Raw genomic sequence first — 8,149 nt, 5'->3', positions numbered from 1 at the left:
GGCATCGTCCTGGGCGCGGGGGTTGGCGCGGCCATCGGCGAGGAACTGATCTCCCGTGGCGTGCTTTTCCGCGCCTGCGAGGAGGCGCTGGGCACCGGCTGGGCCCTGCTCATCTCCTCGGTGTTCTTCGGCTTCGCCCACGCCTTCAACCCCCACGCGACAATCGGCACCAGCCTGGCGATCGCCCTGGAAGCGGGCGTCATGCTGGGGCTGCTCTACGTGGCGACCCGCTCGCTGCTGGCGTGCATGGGCCTTCATGCCGGCTGGAATATCACCCAGTCGCTGGTTTTCGGCGTACCCACCTCGGGCCTCCAGATGCACGGGCTGGTGGCCTCGCGCCTCGCCGGGCCGGACTGGCTCTCCGGCGGAGAATTCGGCGCCGAGGCGTCGATCGTTGCCCTGGTAGCGTGCAGCCTGGTCTCTCTGGGCCTGTTCCTGGTGGCGCGCAAGCGGGGCCGGCTGGTCGTTCCCCGCTGGAAGCGGGCCGCGGCCTACACGCCTCCGGTGTCGGCCGTTTGACGCGAGCGCGGCCGTGCCGTTACCTTGAGACCCATTTTCTTGTGTCCGGCGCTCGGGTTAACCCCGTGTCGCCCGACGTATCGGAGCATCAATGCGACTCGTGCTATTCGGCGCCCCCGGTTCAGGGAAGGGCACCCAGGCCACCCGCCTCAAGGAGCGCCTCGGCGTCCCCCACATCTCCACCGGCGACCTGCTTCGCGCGGAGATCAAGGAAGGAACCGAGCTGGGTCTGAAGGCCAAGGGCCTGATGGACCAGGGCATCCTGCTGTCGGACGACATCATGCTCGGCATCATCGAGCACCGCCTCAGCCAGCCGGACGCCAAGCCGGGCTTCATCCTCGACGGTTACCCGCGCAACCTGGCCCAGGCCGCCGCGCTGGACGAGGTGCTGGCCCGGATCGGCCAGCCGCTGGATGTCGTGGTCAAGCTCGATGTGCCCGACCAGGCCATCGTCGGCCGCTGCGAAGTCCGCTTCGAGAAGGAAGGCCGTCCCGACGACAACCCGGATACGGTCAAGAAGCGCCTGGCCATCTATGCCGAACAGACCGCGCCCGTCGCCGACTTCTACAAGCAGCGCGGCAAGCTGCAGGTCGTCGAGGGCGTCGGCGAACTCGATGAAGTGACCCAGCGCGTTCTCGACGTCCTCCCGGGCGATATCCAGGCCGCCAGCGCCTGACCCTCACGGCCCGCTTCGGCGGGCCCCCATGAGTCGACCCATGCGCGTCCATATCCTCGGTATCTGCGGCACCTTCATGGGCGGCGTCGCTGCGCTCGCGCGCGAGCTCGGCCTCACCGTCGAAGGGTCGGACGCGAACGTCTATCCGCCCATGAGCGACCAGCTCGAAGCCCTCGGCATCGGCCTGATGCAGGGCTACAAGGCGGAACACCTGCAGCCCGCGCCGGATCTGGTCGTGGTGGGCAACGCCATGGTGCGCGGCAACCCGGCCGTCGAGCACATGCTCGACGAAGGCCTGCGTTACATCTCGGGTCCGCAGTGGCTGGGTGAGACGCTGCTCGGCGGCCGCGAGGTGCTGGCGGTCGCGGGCACGCACGGCAAGACCACGACGACCAGCCTGCTCGCCCACCTGCTCGAGACGGCTGGCCTCTCGCCGGGTTTCCTCATTGGCGGGGTGCCCGGCAACTTCGATGTCTCGGCGCGTCGCGGCGAGGGCAAGCCCTTTGTCATCGAGGCCGACGAGTACGACTCGGCCTTCTTCGACAAGCGCTCCAAGTTCGTCCACTACCGTCCGCGCATCGCCATCCTCAACAACCTCGAATACGACCACGCGGATATCTTTCCCGACGTGGCTGCGATCCAGCGGCAGTTCCACCACCTGGTGCGCACGGTGCCGGGCAATGGCCGCCTCATCGTCAACGCGGAAGACGCCTATCTCGCCGAAGTGCTGGCCATGGGTGCGTGGACGCCGGTGGAAACCTTCGGCGTCGACAAGGGCGACTGGCGCGCCGAACTGATCGCCGCCGACGGCTCGCATTTCCGCGTGCGTCGTGGCGACACCGTGCTCGGTGAGATCCACTGGAGTTCGCTGGGTCGGCACAACGTGATGAACGCACTGGCCGCGCTCGCCGCGGCAACGGCGGCGGGTGCGGATCCGGTGAGCCTGCTACCGGCCTTCGCCAGTTTCACCAGCGTGCGTCGCCGCATGGAAGTGATCGGCGAGGCCGGTGGCATCACGGTCTACGATGACTTCGCCCATCACCCGACGGCGATCGCGACAACACTGGCCGGCCTGCGTGCAAAGGTCGGCGGCGCACGCATCCTCGTCGCGCTCGAGCCCCGTTCGAACTCCATGCGTCTGGGCGCGCACGCGGAGGCCCTTGCGCCGTCGCTCGCCGATGCCGACGGCGTGGTCTTCCTGCATCGCCCCGAGCTCGCCTGGGACGCGGCACGCGTCACGGCGGCGCTCGATGGTCGTGGCAAGGCCGTGCCGACGGTCGAGGCGCTGGTGGCCACGCTCGCCGCGGATGCGCGGGAAGGCGACCATGTCGTGTTCATGTCCAACGGCGGCTTCGAAGGTGCGCCGCGGCGCTTTTTTACCGCGCTCGACGCAGGTTAGACTGGCGGGCATGGCTGCCACCACGCCCKGACAAGACTTCCCGCTGTTTCCGTTGACGAACGTCCTTTTTCCGGGCGGTCAGCTGCAACTGCGCATCTTCGAGCCACGCTATATCGACCTCGTGCGCGAATGCGCACGCACCGGCCGACCCTTCGGCGTCTGCATGATCCTCGAGGGCAGCGAAGCCGGGCATCCCGCGGTGCCTGCGGCCGTCGGCACGCTGGCGACAATCACGGACTTCCACACGGGTGAGGACGGCCTGCTTGGCATCGTCGCCGAAGGTGGCCTGCGTTTTCGCGTCACGCGTACCCGCATCCGCTCGGACGGGCAGGTGCGTGGCGACATCGCCACGTGGCGTGCCGAAGACATCACGCCGCTTCCGCCTGAATTCGGTCTGCTCGCGACCATTCTCGAGCGCCTTGTCGACCAGATGCAGCCACCCTGGCGGCATGACGTCGCCACGCGCTCTGACGATGCCAGCTGGGTCGGCTTCCGCCTCTCCGAATTGCTGCCGCTGGATCCGAACGAGTGCCAGCACATGCTCGAACTCGACGACCCACTCGAACGGCTTGCCGAGTTGCGTGACATTCTCCCGCGCTTCCAGCGCCCTTAATGGACTTGCCATGACGACCCTCGCAGGGAAGACGCTTTTCATCACCGGGGCCTCGCGCGGCATCGGGCTTGCCATCGCGCTGCGTGCCGCACGCGACGGCGCCAATATCGTCATCGCGGCGAAGAGCAGCGTCGCCAACCCCAAGCTGCCCGGCACGATCCACACCGCGGCCGCCGAGATCGAAGCGGCGGGTGGTGTCGCGCTTCCGTTGAAAGTGGATATTCGCGAAGAGTCCGAAGTGCGCATGGCCGCGGCCACGGCCGCCGAACGTTTCGGTGGCATCGACATCGTGGTGAACAATGCCAGCGCCATCTGGCTGGCCGGCGTGGAGAACACGCCGATGAAGCGTTTCGACCTCATGCAGCAGGTGAACACGCGGGGAACCTTCCTCRCGACACAGGCTTGCCTGCCGTACCTGAAGAACGCAGAGAACCCGCAGGTGCTGATGCTGTCGCCTCCGCCGAGCATCGATCCGAAGTGGTACGAACCACATGTCGCGTACACCATTGCCAAGTTTGGTATGAGCCTCTGCGTGCTCGGCATGGCGCCTGAATTCAAGTCGCTGGGCATCGCGGTGAACGCGCTGTGGCCCAAAACCGTCATCGCCACGGCCGCGATCGCGATGATCGATGGCGTCCGCGTTGAAAACTGCCGCACGCCGGACATCGTCGCGGATGCGGCGCACGCGGTGCTTACCCGTCGCTCGCGTGACTACACCGGCCAGTTCTACATCGACGAAGACGTGCTGCGTGAAGAGGGCATCACTGACTTCAATCGCTACGCCGTGGCACCGGGCAACCCGCTACTACCGGATTTGTTTCTGTAGCTAGCGCGGCGATGCACCCGTATGGCTCTGGAGGCTAGCCCGTTTGGTGTATGGCCGCTTTCGGCACGCCGGTATAACTTCGATCCCCGTCGCTGTCGTCTGACACACGCGCGACGATGTGGGGCTTGCCGGCCTGCAGGGGTGCCGGCGGCGGGTCCAGGATTGAATCCGCGAAGCCGGCTAGCAGGCCACGTAACGGGTGAGGAGCAGGCATGTCGCGCGGGGAAATGTCGGGGCGTTGTGTCGTCTGGGTAGGCAGACCGAGCGTTGAAGAACACTTTGGTCTGCTCCGGGCAGGCTGGCGCACGCTGGTGGCCGATCCGGCCGCCCAGAGTGAGGCACTACCCGAATGCGGAGACGCGGCCATCGCCGTGGTCGACCTGCGGGCAAGCGCGCTCGCCGCCGTCCGCATCCTCCACCAACTTCGTGAAAACCACCCGGCCATGGCCTGGATCGGCCTGACGGGCTCCCGTACGCCGGCACATGAGCCCTCGATCCGGCTGGCCTTGCCGCAGGCCCTCGAGATCATCGACGGCGCTTCTTCGTTCACCGCCTTACGCCTGGCGCTGCAACGCGCGCCGGGCGATGCGCCCGCCGCCGTGGACACCCGTCCGAGCATCCTCACGGGCGACAGCCAGGCCATCCGCACCCTCTCGCAGAACATCCGCAAGTTCGCGCCGGTCGAATTGCCCCTGCTCATCACCGGCGAGACCGGGACGGGCAAGGAGATGGCCGCGCGGGCCCTGCACCAGCTTTCGGCACGCCACGAACGGCCTTTCGCGGCGATCAACTGTGGCGCGCTGCCGGCCAACCTCGTCCAGTCCGAACTGTTCGGCCACGAACGCGGCTCGTTCACCGGCGCCACGGCGCGGCGCATCGGCCACTTCGAATCCGCCGACGGCGGCACCGTGTTCCTCGACGAGATCGGCGACCTGCCCCTCGATGCACAGACCAACCTGTTGAGGGTGCTGCAGGAAGGCACCATCGAACGCATCGGCAGCTGCCAGTCCATCAAGGTCGATGTGCGGGTGCTGGCCGCTACCCATGTGGATCTCGAGAAGGCCGTTTCGCAGGGACGGTTCCGCGAAGATCTTTTCTACCGCCTCAACGTATTGCGCCTGCGCATGCCACCGTTGCGGGAGCGCAATGGCGACATCGAACTGCTGGCCCAGTATTTCCTGGACGCTTTCCGTGAGAGCTATGGAACGCGCGCACGGGCCTTCAGCACGAGCGCCCGGAAGGCGATGAGCGCCTTTGCCTGGCCGGGCAACGTGCGCGAACTGATGAACCGCGTGCAGCGCGCGGCCGTGATCGCCGACGATGCGCTGATCACGCCGGAGGATCTGGAGCTGAGCGCCGACCTCCCTGGCGCGGACCGGGATAGCCTTGGCAGCGCGCGCACCTCCGCCGAACGCGAGGCGATCGTCGACTGCCTTCGTGCAAGCGCGTTCAACATCAGCGAATGCGCGCGGCGCCTGCGCGTATCCCGCGTGACCGTCTACCGCCTCTGCAAAAAACACCAACTCGCTCTCGACCAGCTGCGCTGACCGGGTTCGGCCCCTCCGGTGACGGGAGTGAAGAAAACTCCCGGCCCTCTGGGGACCGGGAGTTCCCATTCGTCGTCCGGCTTGGCAGGGTCGTCGGGCGAACGAACATCGCGGGCTTCACAGGGCCTTGCCCACTACGGCAGCAAGCGCCGTGCCACGGGGGCCTTCCTTTGATTCTCAAGGCATTYCCGGCAGACGCGCTGAAACCGGGCGTTCAGGCGGTGTAGCGACGTGTAACAAAACGTTGCACCGGCGGTACATGCCGCGCGTTGTCGGCGCGGGCCGCGCCTTATAGGATGATGTGGTTTCGGATCGATGTCKGACCGCAGAGCGTACCGTGCGATTCCATCCGTTCTTGTAGGGGCGTCGGCGCTGCGGCCGGGGCCCGGAGTCAGCACCATGTCGTCGCACCCTGTCACACCCTCCGATCTCGTTGGCCTGGGCAAGCGTTATTGGCTGTCCGTTTATCGCCCGCGCGATGTCATCCTCGATCACGGGAAGGGCTCCCGCGTCTGGGACACGGAAGGCCGCGATTACATCGACTTCGGCGCCGGTATCGCCGTGAATGCCCTGGGTCACCAGGATCCGGATCTCGTTGCCGCCCTGGTTGGCCAGGCCAACAAGCTGTGGCACGCCAGCAACGTCTTTTATTCCGAGCCGCCGCTGCACCTTGCCCAGGAGCTGGTCGAGCACGCACCGTTCGCCGAGCGTGTTTTCCTTTGCAACTCCGGCACCGAAGCCAACGAGGCAGCGATCAAGCTGGTGCGCAAGTGGGCGGCGTCGCAGGGGCGGCCGGCCGAGAAGCGCGTCATTGTGACCTTCAAGGGTTCATTCCACGGCCGCACCCTCGCCGCGGTCACGGCGACGGCCCAGCCGAAGTACCAGGAAGGCTATGAGCCACTTCCCGGGGGCTTTCGCTATGTGCCGTTCAACGACCCGGCCGCGCTCGAGGAAGCGATGGCTCACGGTGACGTGGCGGCGGTGATGCTCGAGCCGGTGCAGGGCGAGGGCGGTGTGATGCCGGCGGAGCCGGGCTTCCTGAAGAAGGTTCGTGAGCTGTGCGACGCGCACGGGGCCCTCATGGTCCTCGACGAAATCCAGTGCGGTATGGGCCGCACCGGGACGCTGTTCGCCCATTCGCATGACCATGTCACGCCCGATATCGTCACCCTGGCCAAGGCACTCGGCGCCGGCTTCCCGATCGGCGCCATGCTGGTCGGGCCCAAGGTGTCCGAGGTGATGCAGTTCGGCGCCCATGGCACGACCTTCGGTGGCAACCCGATGGCCGCGGCCGTGGCACGTGTGGCCTTGGCCAAGATCGCCTCGCCGGCCGTCATGCTCAACGTCGAGCGTCAGGCCAATGACATCCGAACGGGCCTGAACAAGCTCAACCACGAATTCCACCTGTTCTCGGAAATCCGCGGTCGCGGGCTGATGATCGGCGCGGTGCTCGACGGCGCGTACGCTGGCCGGGCCGGCGAAATCCTCGATCTCGCTGCCGCCCACGGCCTGCTCATCCTCCAGGCGGGCCCCGACGTGCTGCGCATCGTCCCGCCGCTGACGATCACGGATGAGGAAACCGCGGAAGGTCTCGAGCGTCTCCACGCCTCGCTGGCGGCGTTCGCGCAGGAAGCGAAAGTCGCCTGATGACAACGCCGGCCTGTCGCCGGCTTGTTGCGCGTCCACCATCGGCTTGTTGCAGGAGCCGATTCATCGGCGAAGCCGGCTCCTACAGTTCCATGTTGTTTAGAGGGTGGCAAACACCTCGCCTGCCGTGGCAATCGTCTCGGCGATGACACCGTCATCGTGCGCGCTGGAGACGAACCCGGCCTCGAACGCCGACGGTGCGAGGTACACGCCGCGCTCCAGCATGCCGTGGAAGAAGCGGTTGAACGCAGCGACATCGGCCTTGGTTGCCTGTGCATAGCTTTCCACCGTTTCATCGGTGAAGAACAGGCCAAACATCGCGCCGACGCGGTTCACGCTGAAGGGTACGCCGGCTTTCTTCGCTTCGGCGAGGATGCCGTCGGTGAGCCGGACCGTACGCGCCGTCAAGTCGTCGTAGAAACCCGGCGCCTGGATCAGCCCGAGCATGGCGAGACCGGCGGCCATGGCGACGGGATTACCCGAGAGCGTGCCCGCCTGGTAGATCGGGCCCGATGGCGCGATCTGTTCCATGAGGTCGCGGCGACCGCCATAGGCACCCACCGGCATGCCGCCGCCGATGATCTTGCCGAAGCAGGTCAGGTCGGGCGTGATGCCGTAGTGGGCCTGCGCCCCGCCCAGCGCCACGCGGAAGCCCGTCATGACCTCGTCGAAGATGAGCAGGACACCATGGGCGGTGCACAACTCACGCAGCGCCTGCAGGTAACCCTCTTTGGGCGGAATGCAGTTCATGTTGCCGGCGACCGGCTCGATGATCAGGGCTGCAATCTCCTTGCCTTCCTGGGTGAGCAGCAGCGTCGCGGCGTCGATATCGTTGTAGGGCAGGGTGAGTGTCAGGTCGGCCGAGGCCTTGGGTACGCCGGGCGACGTGGGGACGCCGAAGGTGAGCGCGCCCGAACCTGCC

General features: G+C 66.7%; 8 protein-coding genes. 7 read left to right on the top strand and 1 reads right to left on the bottom strand.

The features are described 5' to 3' along the window. The 7 genes from AC1DSN_RS14775 to AC1DSN_RS14745 all read left to right on the top strand — a co-directional run. Positions 1-519: lysostaphin resistance A-like protein (locus AC1DSN_RS14775; RefSeq protein WP_477331353.1), on the top strand; the 519-nt coding region annotated here is incomplete at its 5' end. Between the two features lie 91 nt (positions 520-610). Then, positions 611-1,195 carry an adenylate kinase gene (locus AC1DSN_RS14770; RefSeq protein WP_063573458.1) on the top strand — a complete coding sequence of 195 codons (585 nt, stop codon included), beginning with the start codon at positions 611-613 and terminating at the stop codon, positions 1,193-1,195. Between the two features lie 40 nt (positions 1,196-1,235). Beyond that, positions 1,236-2,594, top strand: a complete 1,359-nt coding sequence (gene mpl, locus AC1DSN_RS14765; RefSeq protein WP_477331351.1) for a UDP-N-acetylmuramate:L-alanyl-gamma-D-glutamyl-meso-diaminopimelate ligase — start codon at positions 1,236-1,238, stop codon at positions 2,592-2,594. A gap of 10 nt (positions 2,595-2,604) precedes the next feature. Next, positions 2,605-3,207: an LON peptidase substrate-binding domain-containing protein gene (locus AC1DSN_RS14760; protein WP_477331349.1), complete on the top strand. Its 603-nt coding sequence runs from the start codon at positions 2,605-2,607 to the stop codon at positions 3,205-3,207. 10 nt (positions 3,208-3,217) lie between these two features. Continuing rightward, on the top strand, positions 3,218-4,033 hold the full coding sequence (locus AC1DSN_RS14755; RefSeq protein ID WP_477331347.1) for an SDR family oxidoreductase: 816 nt from the start codon (positions 3,218-3,220) through the stop codon (positions 4,031-4,033). Between the two features lie 212 nt (positions 4,034-4,245). Next, positions 4,246-5,580, top strand: a complete 1,335-nt coding sequence (locus AC1DSN_RS14750) for a sigma 54-interacting transcriptional regulator (RefSeq protein ID WP_477295652.1) — start codon at positions 4,246-4,248, stop codon at positions 5,578-5,580. 399 nt (positions 5,581-5,979) lie between these two features. Beyond that, on the top strand, positions 5,980-7,227 hold the full coding sequence (locus AC1DSN_RS14745; protein ID WP_063572496.1) for an acetylornithine/succinylornithine family transaminase: 1,248 nt from the start codon (positions 5,980-5,982) through the stop codon (positions 7,225-7,227). Between the two features lie 99 nt (positions 7,228-7,326). Here the strand turns inward: AC1DSN_RS14745 and AC1DSN_RS14740 are convergent. Then, positions 7,327-8,149: glutamate-1-semialdehyde 2,1-aminomutase (locus AC1DSN_RS14740; RefSeq protein WP_477331344.1), on the bottom strand; the 823-nt coding region annotated here is incomplete at its 5' end.

This window comes from Luteibacter sp. P4_D7_3 (assembly GCF_056401735.1).
The sequence above is the reverse complement of the archived record's forward strand: the minus strand, read 5'-3'. Positions and strand labels throughout refer to the sequence as shown.